Origin of the sequence: Niastella vici, assembly GCF_002077945.1 — a bacterium.
GTDB lineage: Bacteria > Bacteroidota > Bacteroidia > Chitinophagales > Chitinophagaceae > Niastella > Niastella vici.
Genome location: NZ_LVYD01000051.1, coordinates 143,501 through 161,598 on the forward strand (window position 1 = coordinate 143,501; position 18,098 = coordinate 161,598).

Sequence of the window (18,098 nt, forward strand, 5' to 3'; positions counted from 1 at the left end):
CTGCTATGTCAATTAAACTGGGAAAGAATACCTATGGTAAGAATGCTGTTAACTTATCCAAGATCATCCGCCACCCCGATTACCATGAATTCAGGCAAATATCAGTGAATGTAGTGCTGGAAGGTGATTTTGAAACGGCACATACCATCGGCGACAATTCAAAAATCCTGCCTACCGATACCCAGAAGAATACGGTGTATGCATTGGCAAAGGAGCATTTTGTTTCTTCAATTGAAAGCTTTGGCCTGTACCTGGCCAACTATTTTAAAAGCAATAATCCCCAGGTTTCTTCTGCTACTATTGAAATAACGGAGCATAGCTGGAAGCGGATGCAGTTCAATGGCGCCACACATCCGCATGCCTATTGCAGCGGGGGAGGGGAGAAGCATTCCGCCACCATTGTGCAAACCAACAACGACATAACCGTTACATCAGGTATTATAGACATGCTAATCCTAAAAACTACCGACTCGGGTTTCGAGAATTATATAAAAGATCAATACACCACGCTGAAAGAAACCAGTGACCGCGTTTTCGCCACGCAATGTGAAGTAAGCTGGAAGTACAATTCAACCAATATACTCTTCGTTGAATTATTCAATGGAATACGCACCACTTTGCTACAGACTTTTGCCGACCACCAAAGTCTTTCTGTACAACACACCTTGTTTGCCATGGGCGAAGCTGTATTGAACCGGTTTGGGGCGGTGAAAGAGATCAGTTTGAAAATGCCCAACAAACATCATATTTTGTTCAACCTTGAACAATTTGGGATGGATAACAAGAATGAGATCTTTATTGCTACCGATGAACCATACGGGTATATTACGGGTACAGTAGTGCGTGAATAACCCGTTCACCATCCCATGAATACCATACCGGCGCCGCAAATAAAGAGTGAGAGCCCTCCCAGCGCATGAACATACCGCTCCAGCTTTTCGGTTTTCAGGAACGATATCCCATAATAGCCCAGTATTACCATTACCACCATGGTGGCCAGGGTGAAAAAGGTATAAACGAGGATCAGCAAAAACATGCCCCACCAGTTGTTTTGGGCGGCGGGGAAGTACAGTAAGGGGATCATGGGTTCGCAAGGCCCCAGTAAGAATATGATGAACAATACCCAGGGCGTTACTTTATATCTTTCGGTTGGCCGCACCGTTTCACCGTGTTTATGTTCATATACATACAGGGAACCGTCTTCATACGTATCGAAATGCTTATGGGCTTTTTTCTGATAAGCCCGCCTCCATCCCCAGATCCCATAGATCAAACCAAACGACAAAAGCACCCAGCCTGCCAGTCCGCCGCGAATATGTTCAAGCCAGTTGATCTTTGACAGCGACCAGCCGAGGGCAGCACCACCCAGTCCCAACAAAACGGAACTCCATACATGGCCGCAACCGCAAAGGAGCGTCCATAGCATTGTTTTGCCAAAGCGCCAGCCCCGGGCTTTGGCAATGGCAATAAAGGGCAAATAGTGATCGGGCCCGGTGAGCGTATGCAAACAGGCAATACCCGTGGCTGTTAGCATCAATATTTGCAGTTCAGTTAACATGTGCGCCCTGGGTTTTAACAGGATTGTGTTTATTGACTGTAACCAGCCTGGCGATTGCATGCTGGCAATTGAATAATTGTTCGGCTTTGTACCCCAACAACCGCACAATAAGGCCGTCATTTGCCAGTGTACTTATTCCGTAGGTGATCTCCTTTTGTTGTAGCAGGAATGCATTGATCGTTTCATAATGCGGGGATATCGTTTCCGGATCATCAAGTATGATCAAACTGGCCTGGTGTGTAAATCCTTCCCACTGACCAATGGCATGTACTGGGGTGATGCCTGGTTCAACCAGCCAGTTTTCCCTGATAATAAGCCGGCCGTTCATATATACTTCCGTTAAGCTGTGATACTTTACAAAATCAAATTGCTCTCCGTTCAATTTGCGGCCGCAGGTCAAAAGCTCGCCCCAGATCAACCGGTTGTTGCCCTGCAGGTATATTTTATTGCAGCCTGTAAAAACAGCCTGTTTATGCGGAACCGCCGGGTGCGGAATGTATACCAGGCCAGCGCCTTTTTGCAGGTACACTTCCGTATTTTGCCGGGCGCCGTTTTTCATGTTGAAGAGTCGTTGATACGATTGCGTATGTAAATACAGGCAACTCTCCTCCTCTATATTGATCTTTATCTGGTAGTCGTCACCGTCAAGCACGCCTGGTGAAGAACACATCAACATCAGGTGTAAGGGGCCGGCCTGTTTATCTTCCGTAATATTGGCCACTTTGAATGGCGGGGTATAATAGGTTTGTTTCAGGCAGGTGATGCCATTACGAACAGCGGTTTGTATGTGCAGGCGTGCATTCATCGGTACAGGATCGGTTCTGTTGTTTCTTCCAGCAAGGCATATTTCTTTATCCAGTTAATGACAGCAGCCAGGCCTTCCCCATTCATGAGGTTGGTAAACACAAAAGGCTGGCCGTTTCGCATTTTGCGGGCGTCGCGTTCCATCACTTCCAAACTGGCGCCTACGTAAGGAGCCAGGTCAATTTTATTGATCACCAGCAGATCGCTGCGTGTAATACCCGGACCGCCCTTGCGTGGTATTTTATCTCCTTCCGCTACATCAATTACAAAGATGGTGAGGTCGGCGAGGTCAGGACTAAAAGTGGCCGATAAGTTATCGCCACCGCTTTCAATAAAAATGAGCTGCACGTCTGTAAGACGGGCGGCCATTTCTTCTACGGCTTCCAGGTTCATGCTCGCATCTTCCCGGATGGCAGTATGCGGACAACCGCCTGTTTCAACCCCAATGATCCTATCGGCCGGCAACGAACTATTTTTGGTCAGGAACTCCGCATCTTCTTTTGTATAGATATCGTTGGTAATAACCCCAATGCTATAGGCTGGATATAACTTTCGTGTCAGGCGTTCTATCAATGCCGTTTTGCCCGAACCAACGGGACCGGCGATCCCTATTTTTATATAAGTTCTTTCCATATCTCGCGCTTTAAGACATATATAATCTCGAATACAATTGCTCATGCTGCATACTGCGGATATCAAAACCGGTGCAGCAAAGACCGATCATCTCCCTGTTGGGTTGTAAATTGTTTTTTACCAGCTCAGTGATCAACGGTTGTAATGAAAACAATAGTGCCTGTCCGCTTTGCTGGCTCAACGGTATCAGTTTAACACTGTTGGTCACAAAGCCTGCTGCTGCGTTGTAATAAAAACCACTGAGGGCATCTGTTTTAGGTATTTGCAGCGCCTGGGCAATAATGCCAAACGCCACGCAATAATGCCCGGATAATTCTTTGGTTTGAACCGCGGTCGCATACCGGTTTAACCAGTCGTTGTTGCATAAGGGCTGAAATATCTTAATAAGGCGCACCCCCAACTTCTGACTGGCCTGCCGCATTTCCCGGGGAAGTTTAACCGCCGTGCAAAGATCATCCAGTTGTTTTATTTCATCAGCCTCGTTGCCTGCAATTGCATCATACACCAGGGAAACAAGGGCCGCATCGGTGTAATGGATATTTTGTGATAGCATACCCGTTACAAATTCGTTGGCAGTGGCCTCATTGTTTACGATGCCCAGTTGTACATAGGTTTCCAGTGAGGCCGAATGCGCGAACCCGCCGACGGGTAAAGCCGGATCGCTTAACTGTAATAATCGTATCAATGCGGGGTTCATACGCCGGAATTAGTGAGTTGCATGATCTTCGTAAACAAACTGGTATTGCTATGTGCGTGTGGCGCTACGGTCGTTTTCAACGGTTGCAGTAGTTTTCTTTTATCCTGTTTTATGGCATAGCCCTGCATTGATAATAACCGGAACAGCGGCATTTCAAAGGGTACCAGCACTTCCTCCTTTTCAAAGAAAAGGGGCAGGTGTTTGTTCCCGATCTCATAACAAACCGAAGCCATTTCGAACAGGTTGGCAGGTTGTATAACCAGCACTTCACAGGGCAAAATGTTTACCGCAATAATAGTTGTATCATCTTCATATAAGATATCGCCCTGGGTGAGCATCGGATCTTTATCGAGGAACTTCAGGGCCAGCTCAGTGCCTTCCTGGGTTTGCTTTCGTAAAATACGTTTGCTGCTTTCAAACCACTCCAGTTGCAACCAATCGATACGCCGGTTATTGATATTTGTACTGTGAAGGTTCCCTATCTTTTGTTGTATCAGCATTGCTAGGTTTTATTTTTCTTAAAACAGGAAATACCGTTGGGCCAGTGGGGCAACGGCTATGGGCTCGCAGGTTATAGGTTGGCCATTTACCCTTACTTCATAATTTTCAGGGTTCACTTCAATGGCTGGCGTTGCGTTGTTGTGAACCATATCTTTTTTACCAATGTTGCGGCAGTTTGTGACCGGAACGATCATTTTTTTCAATCCATACTGAGCTACTGCATTATTATCAATTGATAGCTGTGAAACAAAAGTAGCGCAGGTAGTGTGCAATGCTTTTCCGTAGGCGCCAAACATTGGCCGGTAAATAACAGGTTGCGGGGTAGGGATCGACGCATTGGGATCGCCCATTCTGCTGGCGATGATCATGCCGCCTTTGATGATCATTTCGGGTTTTGCGCCAAACAAAGCCGGCTTCCATAGTACGAGGTCGGCCAGTTTACCGGGTTCCAGCGAACCAACATACGATGAAATGCCATGTGTTACAGCCGGGTTGATGGTATACTTGCTTACATATCTTTTAACCCGGAAATTATCATTGCCTTTGCCGGCATCTTCGGATAAAGCGCCCCGTTGTACTTTCATTTTATGGGCGGTTTGCCAGGTGCGAATGATCACTTCACTGACCCGGCCCATCGCCTGCGAATCGGAACTCATCATACTGAATACGCCCATATCGTGCAAAATATCTTCAGCGGCAATTGTTTCGGGCCGAATACGGGAATCGGCAAAAGAAACATCTTCGGGAACCGATTTGTCGAGGTGATGACAAACCATCAGCATATCGAGGTGTTCATCGATCGTGTTCACGGTGAATGGCCGGGTAGGGTTGGTAGAGGAAGGAAGCACATGGGGATACATGGCTGCCTTTATAATATCCGGTGCGTGGCCGCCACCGGCTCCTTCGGTATGGTAGGTGTGGATCACCCGGCCATTGATGGCGTTGATGGTGTCTTCCAGAAATCCGGCTTCATTCAGGGTGTCGGTGTGAATGGCCACCTGTACATCGAACTGATCGGCGATGCGCAGCGCTGCATCGATAACAGCGGGTGTGCTGCCCCAGTCTTCATGGATCTTTAACCCCAATGCGCCGGCTGCAATTTGCTCGGCCAGCGGTGGTAAAGCAGCACAATTGCCCTTGCCCAGAAAACCGAGGTTCATAGGAAAGGCATCTGCCGCTTCCAGCATCTTCTGAATATTCCAGGCGCCGGGGGTTACTGTAGTGGCGTTGGTGCCATCTGCCGGTCCCGTACCTCCACCGATCATGGTAGTAATGCCGCTATACAGCGCATGATCTATCTGCTGCGGGCAAATGAAATGAATATGTGTATCGATGCCACCGGCTGTGGCAATGAGGCCTGCGCCGCCATGCACTTCGGTAGCTGCGCCAATGATCATATTGGCATCCACCCCATCCATAGTGTCGGGATTGCCGGCTTTACCAATGCCAACGATCTTCCCGTCTTTAATGCCAATGTCGGCTTTTACAATGCCCCAGTGGTCAATGATCATTACGTTGGTGATCACCAGGTCCAGCACACCTTCATTACGCGTTGCCCGGGCCGATTGGGCCATGCCATCGCGAATGGTTTTGCCGCCGCCGAATTTGGCTTCATCGCCATATACGGTAAAGTCTTTTTCTATTTCAATAAATAGTTCGGTATCGCCCAAGCGCACTTTATCGCCCGTGGTAGGGCCATACATATTGGCATATTTGATGCGATTGATGGGCAGGCTCATACAGATTGGTTTTTGAATTGACCGGTTTGTGCGTTTTGTATTGCTTCCTGTTTATTGGCGTCGGATAGTTCGCCGTTCACCAGGTTGTTGAATCCATATATTTTTTGCGCTCCGCCGAAAGTAACCAGCTGCACTTCTTTTTCTTCACCGGGTTCAAAACGTACAGCAGTACCTGCCGGAATATTGAGCCGCATGCCGTATGCGGCCGGGCGGTTGAACTGAAGTTGCCGGTTCACTTCAAAGAAATGAAAATGTGACCCGATCTGTACCGGCCTGTCACCGGTATTCACTACCACAACAGTGGTGGTGGTGCGGCCTGCATTGGCAATAATGTCATCGGGTTTCAATACGTATTCTCCGGGGATCATGGTCGTTGATTATGGTGAAAAACTATCTGATAGGGTCGTGTACAGTTACCAGTTTGGTGCCATCGGGAAACGTGGCTTCAATCTGAATTTCAGGGATCATTTCAGGTACACCTTCCATTACATCATCGCGGGTTAATATAGTAGCGCCATATTGCATAAGCTCAGCTACTGATTTACCATCACGGGCAGCTTCCTGCAGATGGCTGCTGATAAGGGCGATGGCTTCGGGATAATTCAATTTCAATCCCCGGGCTCTTCGCTTTTCTGCCAGCTCTCCTGCCAGAAATAATAAAAGTTTTTCTGACTCTCTTGGTGTAAGATGCATATATAAAAATGATAAATCAGGTATATAGTGAAATGGAAATACTGACCGGCAGGCAATAATTTAAGTTAGGGAAAAAAATGATTCGGTGAGTTATTTGCCAACACTATTCTTCACCTGAATGATCTGCGCTGCAATACTGATGGCAATTTCTTCCGGGGTTTCACTGTGAATGCCAATGCCAACCGGCGCATGTATAGGTTGTAACAAAGAGCCCGGCACACCTTCGGTGCGGTAATCGTTGAACATTTTTTCGATCTTGCTTTTACTGCCTAGTAATCCGAAATAGGTAAAGGGCCTGTTCCAGAGGGCTCTAAGTGCTATGTCGTCGGTGCGATAACCTACCGTCATAACAACAACATATTGATTTTCTCCGCCGGGTACCAGCGCTGCCAGTTCTTTATAATCGTCAATTATTTTTTTCTCGTGTGCATAGCTGTTCTCCTGAAATGTTTTCAGGCTCGAGCGGTCGTCGTACAAATGAATATAAAATTCCATTTCCTGCATCAGGCGGCAGAGCGCCAGGGCGCAATGCCCGGCGCCAATTACGTATAAATGGTTCTTGTAGCCCGTTTTTTCCCGGTACAACCACTCTACTTCAGAAGTCATGGAAAAATAAAGATCAGTGTCGGGGCTGCCGGTAGCGAAATGTATGCCGGTGGGCGATAATTGCAGGGTGCCATTCTGGTGTTGTTCCAGGCTGGCAATGAGGTGTTTAATAGTGGGCGCATCTTCCTGCGATACCCGGTAAATTAGAATGGTTTGCTCGCCCGAACAGATCATGCCGCTCTGATTGGTAGCCGCTGATTTATTGTGAAATTGTTTTTTTATAGTGATCTTCGACTCATCTGTATAGGTATTCTGTAAGTCGGAGAATTGCAGGGAAACGCCTGCTTTCAACCTGTCCTTTGCTGTCTCAATAAATTTATGTTCCATAATGCCACCGCCGATAGATCCTGCTATTTCACCGGCTGCATTCACTGCCATAGAGAAGCCGGCACGGCCCGGACTGCTTCCTTCGCTTTGCAGCACATACAGCAACATAACCGGCACCTGCTGCTGCAGGCTTTTATTTATCAACTGCCAGATGATTAGTTGTTTCTTCATGGGATTCAATAATTCCTTCCTTTTGTGTTGCGTATAAAGCCATTAATACTTTTTCAGGCGTCATAGGGGCGTCAAATGCAAATTGACCGGTTTTGTTAAATGCGCGTACCGCATTGCGTAAGGCGAAATAAGCGCCGATGCCGTACATCAGCGGCGGTTCGCCCACTGCCTTTGACCGGAAGATGGCGAGGTTATCGTGCGGTGTTTGCAGGAAATCGATGGCGATCTCTTTTGGGACCGAATAAATGTCGGGCACCTTATAGGTGGAGAGTGCATTGGAGCGCAGCCTGCCATTGGCGTCGTACACCACTTCTTCCATCGTCATCCAGCCAATGCCCTGTACAATGCCGCCTTCTATTTGGCCAAGGTCAACGGCCGTATTCATGCTGGCGCCAAAATCATGCACCACCTTTACCGAATCAACGGTGTACGTACCACGAATACAATCAACCGTTACACTCACCAGCGCAGTGCCATACACATGATAGGCAAAAGGGTGTCCTTTTTCTTTGGCCGCATCAAAATGAATTTCTGGCGTGGCGTAATGGGCGTGTTCCGAGAGGCCTATCCGTTTTATATGACCGGTCATTACGAGCGATTTCCAATCGATGTCGGTTTTTTGTTTGTTTACCCATACATATTCATCCTGCAGGGTAACTGACTGTGCATCTACCTTCATTTCTTCTGCCACCATTTTTTTCAATCTTTCTACAATGGCGGTACATGCCATCAGGGTGGCCTTACCGTTCAGGTCGGCAGTGGCGCTGGCGGCCGAAGGGGAGGTGTTGGCGATCTTGAAAGTGTTGGTTGTATGTATCCTGATCTTTTCGGGTTGTATAGAAAATACCTGGGCGGCAACCTGTAATATTTTGGTGTTCACACCCTGGCCCATTTCAACTGCACCAGTGGTGATGCCCACGCTGCCATCTGTGTATACGTGTACCAATGAACGGGCCTGGTTCATCAGGGTTTTTGTGAATGAAATGCCAAAGCAAATGGGCATGCATGCCAATCCTTTTTTATGCCATTTATTAGCGGCGTTAAATGCGTTCACTTCTTTTCTCATAGCTGCCACATCGTATAAGGCGGTAGCCTTGTGCCAGCAATCGGGGGCTTCGCTTTGTGCTATTTGTCCGTAAGGAAATTCATCGCCCGTTTGCAGCAGGTTCTTTTCCTGAATAACCGCGGCTTCCACACCCAATGCTTCAGCGGCTTTGGCAATGGCCGATTCTATCATAAACATGCCCTGTGGGCCGCCAAAACCGCGAAAGGCGGTATTGGGCGGTAAATGCGTACGGCAGCTATAGGCGGTTGCTTTTACATTCGGAATAAAATAAGTATTGGTGCAATGGAACAGTGTGCGTTCCATCACCGCTGGTGACAGGTCTGCCGCCGCACCGGCATTCTGGTAAAAAGTTGCTTCGTATGCAATGATCTTTAGTTCCGCATTCAACCCAATTTTGAAATCGGCTGAATAGGGATGGCGCTTACCCGTCATGGCCATATCTTCCATGCGGTGTAAGGAATATTTAACCGGCCGCTTCAGGTGATGCGCTGCCAGGGCACATAGTGCTGCCCAGGTATTTGCCTGATCTTCCTTACCGCCAAAACCGCCCCCCAGTCTGTTCACTTCCACTTCAACCAGGTGCATGGGTAAACCAAGCACGCGGCTCACGGCGCGTTGTACGGCAGTAGGACCTTGTGTGGATGAATATATTTTTATGGCGTTGTGCTCCTGGGGTACGGCGTAAGCGCCCTGGGTTTCAATATACAGATGCTCCTGTCCGTTGGTATCGGCCCGGCCTTCAAAAATATGGGTGCAGTGTTGCCAGCTGTTGGCGGTATCGCCCAATTGAAAAGTGCGGGGTGGTATAATTAACTCGCCCAATTGTTGCGCTTCCCGCGAATCGGTGATCACAGGCAATGGGTCGATGGTGACTTTGATCTTTTTTACTGCAGCCCGGGCGGCGTCAACTGAGTCGGCTACTACAAAGGCTACGGGCATGCCGCAAAAATGTACTTCATGATCGGCTATCAACGGTTCGTCGGGCACAATACCGCCGATCTGGTTTTCGCCGGTGATGTCTTTATAAGTGAAGATGCGCACCACGCCGGGCAGGGCGGCGGCTTCACTGATATCGAGATGCCTGATGATGCCATGAGCAACCGGCGAGCCAAAGGAGGCGCCAAACAAGGTGCCATGGATCAGCGGAATATCATCCAGGTATATTGATTCACCCCGCAGGTGTGTATATGCATCGATATTCTTCATAACGCATAAGGTGTAATGCTGAGCACTTATCGTAACGCGCTTTCAGCGATGGTCATAAAATGTGCTTTGATCAACTGGCCTAACAACAATCGTTTATAGTCTGCTGTTCCCCGGGCGTCGCTGATAGGGGTTATTTCCGTTTGGGCAATGGCTATTGCCGCTTTGATCGTTGATTCATTAACAGCCTTGCCTTTCAAAAAGGCATTCGTTTCCTGCAGTAATTTGGGCACCGGTGCAACGCCACCGGCCGAAATGCGAACCGCCTGAATGGTATCGCCCTGCAGCGTGATACAAATGGCTGAGTTTACACTGGCAATATCGAGGTTCGTGCGTTTGCTTACTTTTTCAAAATGGAAGAAGGTGTTGTTGCCGGGCAATTCAAATGAAATTAATTCCAAGTGTTCATCCGGTTGTTTATCGAGTGTTTTATACCCCTTATACAATTCACTTAATGGAATTTCCCGGCGTTGTTCTCCATTACTGAATACCAGCATGGCATCAAGCGTCAGTAAAAAAATAGTGAGATCGCCAATGGGGGAGGCGTTGATCAGGTTGCCGCCAATGGTAGCAATATTACGGATAGGGGTAGAGGAAACCAATTTGATATGATCAGCCAACCGCGGAAAATATTGCTGCATTACCGGCGATTCGCTCAACTCCGTTACAGTAGCCGATGCGCCCATGATGCACCGGTTCCCTTCCTGTTTAATGCCTTTCAGCCTTTCTTCATCGAAGAGGAACCGGATGTTGGCTTCCTTCATTACATCGTGCTTTTGCACATATACATCCGTGCCGCCGCCTACCCATTCTGTAGCAGTGGTCGAATGCAGCTGTCCGTTCAATTCGGTATGCAATGAATATAACCGTTGTTTAATATCCGCAAACCAGGCGGGCAAAATATGATTCGCTGATACAAATGTTGTGGGTTCGGTTGATTGTCTGTTCTGCATCAGCGCTGCTACTTTGGCCGCCGCGCGTTCAATGGATTTATACCCGGTGCAGCGGCAGATGTTGCCATCAATATGTGCTATGGCATTTTGCGTGGTGGCTGGCTTTCCGCTTAAACAAAAACCGGCGAGGGATACTACAAAGCCCGGCGTGCAGAACCCGCATTGTGTGGCCGATTCATCATACATAGCCTGCTGAATGGGATTCAGTGCTTCCATGTTCAGGCCCTCTACCGTTACCACATGTTTACCGTGTACATTGCCCAGCGGTGTTAAACAACTGGTGAGGGCGTGGTATTGCAATTTATTATTCTTCAATTCACCCACCAGCATGGTGCAGGCGCCGCAGTCCCCTTCATTACAACCCACTTTGGTGCCCGTTAAATGTTGGTGATAGCGTACAAAATCAAGCAGCACCATGCCGGCGGGCAAACTGGTTGCAATATTTTTATTATTGAGAATGAATTTGATCAAGGCAGATCCGGTTTCTTTAAAGTTAACGAAATCCGGGCAAAGTGTAAGGGGGAAACGCGTCTACTTCAACAAATTCAAATCGGGCTGTGCGTATTTATATACCTTAAAATACAACGTAGTCTTTGTTTGATACACACCTTCTATTTTCGAGATCTCATTTACGAATTGCACAAGATGGTCATTGTCGCGGCACATCACATCCACTTCCAGGTCATAATCGCCGGAGGTCATGGCCAGAAAACTTACTTCGGGCAGCTTCGCTATTTTTTGCGCCACCTTTTCCTTGAATGTGGCTGGCCGAACAAACACGGCAATATGTGCATAGGCTCCGAATCCCACTTTAGCGGGATTCACGCGTCCTATAATATTAATAGTACCTTCTTCAATTAATTTATTCACCCGGGTACGAACGGTGCCAATAGATACATTCAACTTTTCTGCAATAACGGTAAAAGACATCCGGCCGTCCTTTTGCAGGCACGACAGGATCGAAAAGTCCAGTTCATCGAGTGGGAAACCGTTTTTTTCCATACAGCAAAGATGCAACAAAAATAAAAATACTGTTTATTTTTTGGTATAGTACTAAAATATTTTTAAATTACTATCTTCTTTCTGCAAAATCTGTAGTACTAAAAAATGTCTGCTCATGAAGTACGCGCCTGTTCAGAATTATATAAATGGACAATTTGTGGATGCCTCAACCGATCAAACACTGCCCGTTATATCACCACTCGATGGTACGCTTTTGTCTGCTGTACCTATGTCGGCCCCCAAAGACCTGGATGCCGCCGTACGTGCAGCCAAAATAGCTTTTCATGGCTGGAGCCATACGCCTATAAAAGAAAGGGTACAGGTATTGTTCCGGTACCGGTATTTGCTGGAGAAACATTTGCAGGAGCTCGCAGCATTGGTAAGTGAAGAGAATGGAAAGACCATGGGCGAAGCCATTGCTGAAATAGAAAAATGCATCGAGCTCACAGAATTTGCTGTTTCCTTGCCGCAGCTCGTTACGGGCGAGGTGCTGGAAGTTAGTAAAGGTGTGGAATGCCGGACCGAACACGTTCCGTTGGGGGTAGTGGCTTCCATTGTGCCGTTCAATTTCCCCAGCATGGTGCCTAACTGGACGATCCCCAATGCCCTTGCGCTTGGCAATTGCATGATCATAAAGCCTTCTGAAAAAGTGCCGCTGAGCGTTGGCCGCCTGGCGCAATTATTAAAAGAGGCCGGTTTGCCCGATGGCGTTTTCAATGTAGTGAATGGCGACAGCGCCATTGTTAATGCTATTTGCGATCATCCGGGTATTGCTGCGGTGTCCTTTGTGGGTAGCACCAAAGTGGCTAAAATTGTTTATCAGCGGTCTACGCATCATTATAAGAGATGTCTTGCACTGGGTGGCGCCAAGAATCACCTGCTGGTTTTACCCGACGCCAAAGCCGACATGACCGCACAAAACGTCGCGGCTTCCATGAGCGGTTGTGCCGGGCAACGTTGTATGGCTGCATCGGCCATGGTGGCTGTGGGCAATGTTGATCACATCATTCAAAAGATCTGCGAAGAAGCAAAAAAGATCGTGCCCGGTCAAAACCTGGGCGCTGTTATCAGTAAGGAAGCCAAAGAAAGAATTGAACATTATATAACCGAGGCCGAAGCGCAGGGCGCTAAAATTCTGGTCGACGGGCGGCATACCACCGTGCCGGGTAAAGAACAGGGCACCTACGTGGGCCCTACCGTTATTGATTATGTGAAGCCCGAGATGTCGGTGGCCAAAGAAGAAATTTTTGGTCCGGTCATCAGCATCATGCGCACCGATACGGTTGATGAAGCGCTGGCCATTGAAAATGCCAATCCTTATGGCAATGCCGCATCGGTGTTTACGCAAAATGGCGGTATGGCGCGTTATGTGATCGACCGCGCCAGTGCAGGTATGATCGGCGTGAACGTGGGCGTGCCCGTTCCCCGCGAGCCTTTCTCTTTTGGCGGCTGGAATGAAAGCAAATTCGGTGTGGGCGATATCACAGGAAAAAGTTCTATTGAATTCTGGACCAAACTCAAAAAGAGTACGGTGAAGTGGAATCCGGAGGCGGGTATTAATTGGATGTCGTGAATGGTGAATGGTCAATGATGAATGGTCAATGGTGAATGGTCAATGGTGAATGGGCCGTTTCTGTTTGGCATTCCCTCTTATTAATTGCCGTTCCGGGTTAAGCCGAATGGTGGGCCCGGCTGTTGTATTTCATGGCATCGCCTGTTGCGTCGCACTCTTCAGGGTCCGGTTCATTATTCAGCGATTGCCTGCTGCCGACTACTTATTATTAATTGCCAATTGATTCAATATGTCACAAGCTGTTTCTATCTCCGAATCACAGGAAATTATTCGTGATAATATGGATTACACGCTCTTTTCGTGGAGCAAACAAAAAGGCATTGCGCCTATTGCGGTGAAAAGCGCGCAGGGTGTGTACCTGTATGATTACGATGGCAAACGGTATCTCGATTTTTCATCCGGTCTCATGAATGTGAACGTTGGCCATGGAAACCAGCGAATAACTCAGGCCGTTATGGAACAAATGCAACAGGTAAGTTATGTAACACCCAGTTGCGTTACCAAAGTACGTGGCGAGTTAGGCAAAAAGCTCGCATCAGTAACACCGCCGGGGTTAACAAAAACCCTGTTCACCGTTTGCGGGGCCTCTGCGATTGAAAATGCCATCAAACTCGCCCGGTTATATACCGGCCGGCATAAGATCATTGCCCGGTATCGTGCTTTTCATGGCGCTTCCTACGGCGCCATGACAGCCGGTGGCGATCCGCGTAAATTGCCATCCGATGCACAACAGGTGCCCAACGTGATTCATGTTGAAGATCCTTATTGTTATCGTTGCCCCTGGGGTAAGGAAATTACGTCCTGCAGCCGCGAATGCGTCAGTCATATAGAGCGGGTGATTGAATTTGAAGGGCCCGGTAGTATCGCCGCCATCTTAATGGAAGGAGAAAGCGGTACCTCGGGTTGTATCAAATACCCGCCCGATTATTTACAAAAAGTGCGTGCCCTGTGCGATAAGCACAACATTCTGCTCATTGCTGATGAGGTAATGAGCGGATTTGGCCGTACCGGCAAATGGTTTGGGGTCGATTATCATGGCGTGGTGCCCGATATGATCGCCACGGCAAAAGGACTTACTGCCGGGTATCTGCCATTGGGCGCATTGATCGTTAGCGATGCCATTGCAGATCATTTTAACGACCGGGTGCTATGGCTTGGGTTAACGTATTCGGCCCACCCCGTCAGCTGTGCAGCTGCGCTGGAAACATTAAAGATCTATGAAGATGAGAACCTGTTGGAGAACGCCACCAACATGGGGCATTATCTTGATCAACAGGTTGAACTGTTAAAAGAAAAGCACCCCAGCATCGGCGATTTCAGAAATACCGGTTTGCTCGGTTGTATTGAACTGGTAAAGAACCGCAGTACCAAAGAACCTATGGCGCCTTATAATGCCAAACCCGAAGAAATGGCGATCATGAACAAGGTGGCTGCCAAATTGAAAGAATTGGGCCTGTATACTTTCGTGCGTTGGAATTACATTTTTATTGCCCCGCCATTGAGTATTACCAAAGCGGAAGTAGATGAGGGACTGGCCATGATCAGCGAAGCGATCAAAATTGCCGATGAATTTGTAAATTGAAGAAAGTTCGAACGTTCATTTCGCCGTATCCCGATCATTTCCGTTACCCGCGCGATGTAGCCATGTGCAATCACCTACATTATTGATATGAAGAATGAATCACTATATAGTGAAGACCTTGCCCCTGTTCCGGTAACCAACCGCAAGTGGAATACCTGGAACTACGCAGCCTTGTGGATCAGCATGAGCCTGTGTATTCCTACCTATATGCTGGCCAGTTCGCTGATTGGCGGTGGTATGAACTGGTGGCAGGCCATTTTGACTATCTTCCTGGGAAATACCATTGTATTGATACCGATGATCCTTAACGGACACGCCGGTGCGAAGTATGGTATTCCCTTCCCGGTGTTTGCGCGGGCCAGCTTTGGTGTACGCGGCGCCAATATTCCGGCCATTCTGCGAGCCATTGTAGCCTGCGGCTGGTTTGGCATTCAAACCTGGATCGGCGGCGCTGCCATTTATCAAATGATCAGGGTATGGAGCCCTGCATTGCCTGAGATAGATGCTTCCTCCTTATTTCCACAGGCGGTTCCGCTCATTTGCTTTTTATCTTTCTGGGCGCTCAATATGTTCGTCGTTTACCTGGGGGTTGAAAGCATTCGCAAGCTGCTGGTGTTTAAAGCCATCTTTCTGCCCCTGGCGGCATTGGCTTTATTGTTCTGGGCCATCAACGCCTCGCATGGGTTAGGCCCTATCTTACAACAGCCATCAAAATTTGCTACGGCCTCCCAATTTGCTGATTTCTTTTTCCCGGCACTAACGGGCATGGTTGGGTTTTGGGCAACTCTGTCGCTCAATATTCCTGATTTTACCCGCTATGCCAAAAGCCAGCGGGCGCAAATAAAAGGACAGGCCATTGGTTTACCGTCGTCCATGACCCTGTTTGCATTCATAGGCGTGGTGGTTACTTCCGCCACAGCTATAAAATATGGCAACACCATCTGGGATCCTGTTGTTCTGGCCGGTAAATTCGAAAGCAAACTGCTGGTGAGTGTAGCGATGATCGCCGTGGCTATTTCAACGCTTGCAACCAACATTGCAGCGAATATTGTTAGTCCGGCCAACGACTTTGCCAACCTGGCCCCTTCGAAGATCAGCTTTCGCAAGGGTGGTTATATTACCGGGGTGTTGGGCATCCTGATCTTTCCGTGGAAGCTGATCGCTGACCCAACCGGGTATATCTTTACATGGTTGATCGCTTATTCCAGTTTGTTAGGGCCGGTGGGCGGTATTATGATCGTGGATTATTACTTCATTCGAAAACAACAGCTGTCAACGGATGATCTGTATAAAGCAAACGGACAATATACTTTTAAGAACGGCATTAATTACCGGGCCATTATAGCGTTGCTGGCTGGCATCATTCCGAATATTCCGGGTTTTCTTACTACTATAAAAGTGCTTTCGCCCGACGCCGTGCCGGCATGGATTGCGCATTTGTACAATTATGCCTGGTTCGTAGGCTTTTTTATATCCGGACTTGCTTACCTGTTCATGATGCGCAATTATAAACCCCTGGTATCAGATTCACTCACTGCAAAAGAAGAAACACTCCATGTCGCTATTGATTAAAAACGGACGGGTTGTAACTGCTGACGCAGATTTTACAGCCGATATTTTTGTTGTGGATGAAACCATACAAATGATCGGCAGAAACCTGAATGTGCAGGCAGATACCGAAATAGACGCCACCGGCAAACTGGTTTTCCCGGGTGGTATCGATCCGCATGTACACCTCGATATGCCGTTCATGGGAACTTTTTCGAGCGACAATTACGAAACCGGTACACGCGCCGCCTTGTTTGGCGGCACTACCATGGTGATTGATTTTATTCTGCAAAAACAGGGCAACTCTTTACAATCGGCCCTGGATGAATGGCGGTCGCGGTCGGATAATAATTGTGTGGGTGATTACAGCTTTCATATGGCGGTGACCGATTTTAATGATAATACGCGAACCGAAATTCAAAAGATGATAGAGCAGGAAGGCATTACTTCCTTCAAAACCTTTATGGCCTATAAAGGCGCGCTTATGATCGACGACCGGCAAATGATCGGGTTAATGGAAGAAGTAAAGAAATATGGAGGGCTCATAAACGTGCATGCCACCAACGGCGATATGATCGATTACCTGGTGGCCAAACATCGTGCAGAAAAGAAATTATCGCCCCTGTATCATTACCTGTCACAACCTGAGATAACCGAAGCGGAAGCCTCGGAGCGCTTTGCCGACATGACCTATTATACCGGCTGCCCCGGTTATATTGTACACCTTACCTGTGAAGGTGCGTTGAATGCCGTGCGTAATGCTACGCGCCGCAATCAGAAAGTATTTGTGGAAACCTGTATCCAGTATTTGATCCTGGATGCCTCTTTATATGAAAAAGATTTTGAAGGCGCCAAATGGGTGATGAGCCCGCCATTGCGCCAGCCAAAAGACCAGGCAACCTTGTGGGCCGGCATTAACCAGGGACTGGTGCAGGTAGTGGCAACGGACCATTGTCCGTTCAAATGGGAACAAAAGCTGACGGGCAAGGAAGATTTCTCGAAGATCCCGAATGGTCACCCGGCTATTGAGAATCGCATGGAACTATTATATAGTGAAGGCGTGCATAAGGGAAAGATCAGCCTGAATAAATATGTGGAAGTGGCCTGTGCCAATCCGGCGAAAATATTTGGCATGTTCCCGCGCAAGGGAACGCTGGCGCCGGGCAGCGATGCCGACATAGTGATCTTTGATCCCAATGAGGCGCATACGCTTTCGGTAAACAGCCATCACATGAATGTGGATTATTCAGCGTATGAAGGCTGGCCCATCAACGGCAAAGTAAAAACGGTGATCCTGCGCGGGCAAATAGCCATCGATAAAGGAAAGTGTTTGGTAAACAAAGGATACGGACAATTTATAAAACGTAACAAAGTAGAAGGGAAAATATAAAAGCATAACACAAAAAACAGTCCCGAGTGTCGGGAGGGCCCGGGGGAGGCCC

17 protein-coding genes are annotated in these 18,098 nt (G+C 48.0%); 5 read left to right on the top strand and 12 right to left on the bottom strand.

Going from position 1 to position 18,098, the window contains the following annotated elements; translation table 11 throughout:
- Positions 1 to 5: 5 nt before the first annotated feature.
- Entirely contained in the window at positions 6 to 851 is an 846-nt protein-coding gene (gene pucL, locus A3860_RS20970) for a factor-independent urate hydroxylase (protein WP_081149396.1), read from the top strand.
- A 5-nt stretch (positions 852 to 856) separates the two neighbouring features.
- On the opposite strand, the gene A3860_RS20975 is transcribed toward pucL, so the two are convergent.
- The 12 genes from A3860_RS20975 to A3860_RS21030 all read right to left on the bottom strand — a co-directional run bounded on the left by A3860_RS20975 (position 857) and on the right by A3860_RS21030 (position 11,953).
- Positions 857 to 1,558, bottom strand: coding sequence for a hypothetical protein (locus A3860_RS20975; RefSeq protein ID WP_081149399.1), 702 nt, complete (start codon positions 1,556 to 1,558; stop codon positions 857 to 859).
- Positions 1,548 to 2,363, bottom strand: a complete 816-nt coding sequence (locus A3860_RS20980; protein ID WP_081149401.1) for an urease accessory protein UreD — start codon at positions 2,361 to 2,363, stop codon at positions 1,548 to 1,550. Before A3860_RS20980 ends, A3860_RS20975 begins: the two co-directional genes overlap by 11 nt.
- Positions 2,360 to 2,995 (bottom strand): urease accessory protein UreG, encoded by a 636-nt coding sequence (gene ureG / locus A3860_RS20985; protein ID WP_173820238.1) that lies wholly within the window; start codon positions 2,993 to 2,995, stop codon positions 2,360 to 2,362. The genes A3860_RS20980 and ureG overlap by 4 nt, the downstream gene beginning before the upstream one ends.
- A gap of 10 nt (positions 2,996 to 3,005) precedes the next feature.
- Positions 3,006 to 3,692 (bottom strand): urease accessory protein UreF, encoded by a 687-nt coding sequence (locus tag A3860_RS20990; RefSeq protein ID WP_081149406.1) that lies wholly within the window; start codon positions 3,690 to 3,692, stop codon positions 3,006 to 3,008.
- Complete coding sequence (ureE, locus tag A3860_RS20995; protein ID WP_081149407.1) at positions 3,689 to 4,192, bottom strand: urease accessory protein UreE; 504 nt, start codon at positions 4,190 to 4,192, stop codon at positions 3,689 to 3,691. Before ureE ends, A3860_RS20990 begins: the two co-directional genes overlap by 4 nt.
- Before the next feature lie 18 nt (positions 4,193 to 4,210).
- Positions 4,211 to 5,932 carry an urease subunit alpha gene (gene ureC / locus A3860_RS21000; protein ID WP_081149409.1) on the bottom strand — a complete coding sequence of 574 codons (1,722 nt, stop codon included), beginning with the start codon at positions 5,930 to 5,932 and terminating at the stop codon, positions 4,211 to 4,213.
- Positions 5,929 to 6,300: an urease subunit beta gene (locus A3860_RS21005; RefSeq protein WP_081149411.1), complete on the bottom strand. Its 372-nt coding sequence runs from the start codon at positions 6,298 to 6,300 to the stop codon at positions 5,929 to 5,931. Before A3860_RS21005 ends, ureC begins: the two co-directional genes overlap by 4 nt.
- Before the next feature lie 22 nt (positions 6,301 to 6,322).
- Positions 6,323 to 6,625: an urease subunit gamma gene (gene ureA, locus A3860_RS21010; protein WP_081149414.1), complete on the bottom strand. Its 303-nt coding sequence runs from the start codon at positions 6,623 to 6,625 to the stop codon at positions 6,323 to 6,325.
- 90 nt (positions 6,626 to 6,715) lie between these two features.
- Positions 6,716 to 7,729, bottom strand: a complete 1,014-nt coding sequence (locus A3860_RS21015; protein WP_081149416.1) for an XdhC family protein — start codon at positions 7,727 to 7,729, stop codon at positions 6,716 to 6,718.
- On the bottom strand, positions 7,692 to 10,001 hold the full coding sequence (locus A3860_RS21020; RefSeq protein WP_081149418.1) for a xanthine dehydrogenase molybdopterin binding subunit: 2,310 nt from the start codon (positions 9,999 to 10,001) through the stop codon (positions 7,692 to 7,694). Before A3860_RS21020 ends, A3860_RS21015 begins: the two co-directional genes overlap by 38 nt.
- A gap of 26 nt (positions 10,002 to 10,027) precedes the next feature.
- Positions 10,028 to 11,422: an FAD binding domain-containing protein gene (locus tag A3860_RS21025; protein ID WP_081149420.1), complete on the bottom strand. Its 1,395-nt coding sequence runs from the start codon at positions 11,420 to 11,422 to the stop codon at positions 10,028 to 10,030.
- Positions 11,423 to 11,482: 60 nt separating this feature from the next.
- A complete protein-coding gene (locus A3860_RS21030; RefSeq protein WP_081149423.1) occupies positions 11,483 to 11,953 on the bottom strand; it encodes an Lrp/AsnC family transcriptional regulator in 471 nt (156 codons plus the stop codon).
- Positions 11,954 to 12,068: 115 nt separating this feature from the next.
- Here A3860_RS21030 and A3860_RS21035 point away from each other — a divergent pair, with 115 nt between their 5' ends.
- From A3860_RS21035 to hydA, 4 genes are all read left to right on the top strand, one after another.
- Entirely contained in the window at positions 12,069 to 13,526 is a 1,458-nt protein-coding gene (locus tag A3860_RS21035; protein WP_081149425.1) for a CoA-acylating methylmalonate-semialdehyde dehydrogenase, read from the top strand.
- Positions 13,527 to 13,755: 229 nt separating this feature from the next.
- The gene (locus A3860_RS21040; protein WP_081149428.1) at positions 13,756 to 15,108 is read left to right on the top strand and encodes an aminotransferase class III-fold pyridoxal phosphate-dependent enzyme; all 1,353 of its coding nucleotides are present in this window, start codon (positions 13,756 to 13,758) and stop codon (positions 15,106 to 15,108) included.
- 87 nt (positions 15,109 to 15,195) lie between these two features.
- Positions 15,196 to 16,680 (top strand): NCS1 family nucleobase:cation symporter-1, encoded by a 1,485-nt coding sequence (locus tag A3860_RS21045; protein ID WP_081149430.1) that lies wholly within the window; start codon positions 15,196 to 15,198, stop codon positions 16,678 to 16,680.
- A complete protein-coding gene (gene hydA / locus A3860_RS21050; RefSeq protein ID WP_081149432.1) occupies positions 16,664 to 18,046 on the top strand; it encodes a dihydropyrimidinase in 1,383 nt (460 codons plus the stop codon). The genes A3860_RS21045 and hydA overlap by 17 nt, the downstream gene beginning before the upstream one ends.
- The last annotated feature ends 52 nt before the right edge of the window (positions 18,047 to 18,098 follow it).

Excerpts from the sequence above, each read along its gene's own strand:
- pucL (WP_081149396.1), top strand. The coding sequence starts at position 6 with ATGTCAATTAAACTGGGAAAGAATACCTATGGTAAGAATGCTGTTAAC.
- A3860_RS20975 (WP_081149399.1), bottom strand. The coding sequence starts at position 1,558 with ATGTTAACTGAACTGCAAATATTGATGCTAACAGCCACGGGTATTGCC.
- A3860_RS20980 (WP_081149401.1), bottom strand. The coding sequence starts at position 2,363 with ATGAATGCACGCCTGCACATACAAACCGCTGTTCGTAATGGCATCACC.
- ureG (WP_173820238.1), bottom strand. The coding sequence starts at position 2,995 with ATGGAAAGAACTTATATAAAAATAGGGATCGCCGGTCCCGTTGGTTCG.
- A3860_RS20990 (WP_081149406.1), bottom strand. The coding sequence starts at position 3,692 with ATGAACCCCGCATTGATACGATTATTACAGTTAAGCGATCCGGCTTTA.
- ureE (WP_081149407.1), bottom strand. The coding sequence starts at position 4,192 with ATGCTGATACAACAAAAGATAGGGAACCTTCACAGTACAAATATCAAT.
- ureC (WP_081149409.1), bottom strand. The coding sequence starts at position 5,932 with ATGAGCCTGCCCATCAATCGCATCAAATATGCCAATATGTATGGCCCT.
- A3860_RS21005 (WP_081149411.1), bottom strand. The coding sequence starts at position 6,300 with ATGATCCCCGGAGAATACGTATTGAAACCCGATGACATTATTGCCAAT.
- ureA (WP_081149414.1), bottom strand. The coding sequence starts at position 6,625 with ATGCATCTTACACCAAGAGAGTCAGAAAAACTTTTATTATTTCTGGCA.
- A3860_RS21015 (WP_081149416.1), bottom strand. The coding sequence starts at position 7,729 with ATGAAGAAACAACTAATCATCTGGCAGTTGATAAATAAAAGCCTGCAG.
- A3860_RS21020 (WP_081149418.1), bottom strand. The coding sequence starts at position 10,001 with ATGAAGAATATCGATGCATATACACACCTGCGGGGTGAATCAATATAC.
- A3860_RS21030 (WP_081149423.1), bottom strand. The coding sequence starts at position 11,953 with ATGGAAAAAAACGGTTTCCCACTCGATGAACTGGACTTTTCGATCCTG.
- A3860_RS21035 (WP_081149425.1), top strand. The coding sequence starts at position 12,069 with ATGAAGTACGCGCCTGTTCAGAATTATATAAATGGACAATTTGTGGAT.
- A3860_RS21040 (WP_081149428.1), top strand. The coding sequence starts at position 13,756 with ATGTCACAAGCTGTTTCTATCTCCGAATCACAGGAAATTATTCGTGAT.
- A3860_RS21045 (WP_081149430.1), top strand. The coding sequence starts at position 15,196 with ATGAAGAATGAATCACTATATAGTGAAGACCTTGCCCCTGTTCCGGTA.
- hydA (WP_081149432.1), top strand. The coding sequence starts at position 16,664 with ATGTCGCTATTGATTAAAAACGGACGGGTTGTAACTGCTGACGCAGAT.